Origin of the sequence: Sphingobium sp., assembly GCF_033795625.1 — a bacterium.
In the GTDB taxonomy this organism is placed as follows: Bacteria; Pseudomonadota; Alphaproteobacteria; order Sphingomonadales; family Sphingomonadaceae; genus Sphingobium.
This window is the reverse complement of the sequence record NZ_JARYGI010000091.1, coordinates 1-967: the sequence shown is the minus strand read 5'-3', so window position 1 is coordinate 967 and position 967 is coordinate 1. Positions and strand designations below refer to the sequence as shown.

1 protein-coding gene and 1 pseudogene are annotated in these 967 nt (G+C 67.0%); both read right to left on the bottom strand.

Translation table 11 applies throughout. From position 1 onward, the window contains the following. Window positions 1-106 precede the first annotated feature (106 nt). The gene (locus QHC67_RS18700; RefSeq protein ID WP_319296663.1) at window positions 107-445 is read right to left on the bottom strand and encodes a hypothetical protein; all 339 of its coding nucleotides are present in this window, start codon (window positions 443-445) and stop codon (window positions 107-109) included. A 256-nt stretch (window positions 446-701) separates the two neighbouring features. After that, a pseudogene (locus QHC67_RS18695) lies at window positions 702-967 on the bottom strand (ATP-binding protein); the annotation flags it as partial.

The window sequence follows — 967 nt, the reverse complement described above, 5'->3', positions numbered from 1 at the left end:
TGCGCGGCCTTGAAGCCGAACCATTTCATGTAAATGCTCCCCTTTTCCTCTCCAGTGGGAGAGGACACGCGGTCGGTGAGGCGCTAAGTCAGCCCCTCACCCCAAATCACCGATTGCGCGCCAGCACCCGGTCGCACCGCGAGTTCGTCCCCTCGCTTTTGCCGATCACCCGGCCCGCAACGGCGCCCGCGGCGCCCGCCAGCAGGCTCTCGCCCAGATTGCCACCGGCCAGCGCACCCACGCCCGCGCCACCGGCAGCGCCGATCACCGTGCCCTTGTCGCGGCCCTTCTTCGCCTGGAGCAGGCAGTAGCGCACCTCGTCCCGGTCACGCGCGGACGCCCGCGCAACTCGCGCGCGCTCCTTGCTGTTGAGCGACGCCGCCAGCACCGGCGACGCGATCACCGACAGGCCCACGGCAGCGGCAATATATTTCGCGGTCTTCATGACACCAACTCCGTAGTAATACTTCACGCAACAGAAACGACCGGCTCCCAAGGGGGTTCCGCTTCGGGGCAACCACTCTCGCCCCACGTCCTTCAAGAGCGTCCGCCTCCAAATAACCATTCGTCCTGAGTAGCCATTGAGCGAAGTCGAAATGGCGTATCGAAGGACTGCCTGGACGCATGCTTCGATACGAGACTTCGACAAGCTCAGCCTCTACTCAGCACGAACGGAGGGGGAGCGCCTAAGTCACAGCCCCTCACATCCCCCGCACTCGCGCCGCACCCGCCCGCGCCTTCCCCAGCATCAGCTCCGTCAGCGCCCAGACGCAGGCATCCGCCCGATCCGGAGAACGCCCCGGCCCCGCATAGCCGCCCCCCAGCAACATCCCGCACAACTGATCCTCCAGCGCCGGAAAAGCCCCGCGATGCGCCACGCGCCCCGCTTCGTACAAGGCCGCAACCGGCTCCGCCCGCGCAGATTTGCCCCGCGAGGCATGCACCAGCCGCACCGGCAGCCCCGCGT

What these genes read in the sequence shown, in the direction of transcription:
- QHC67_RS18700 (WP_319296663.1), bottom strand. Translation starts at nt 445, where the DNA reads ATGAAGACCGCGAAATATATTGCCGCTGCCGTGGGCCTGTCGGTGATC.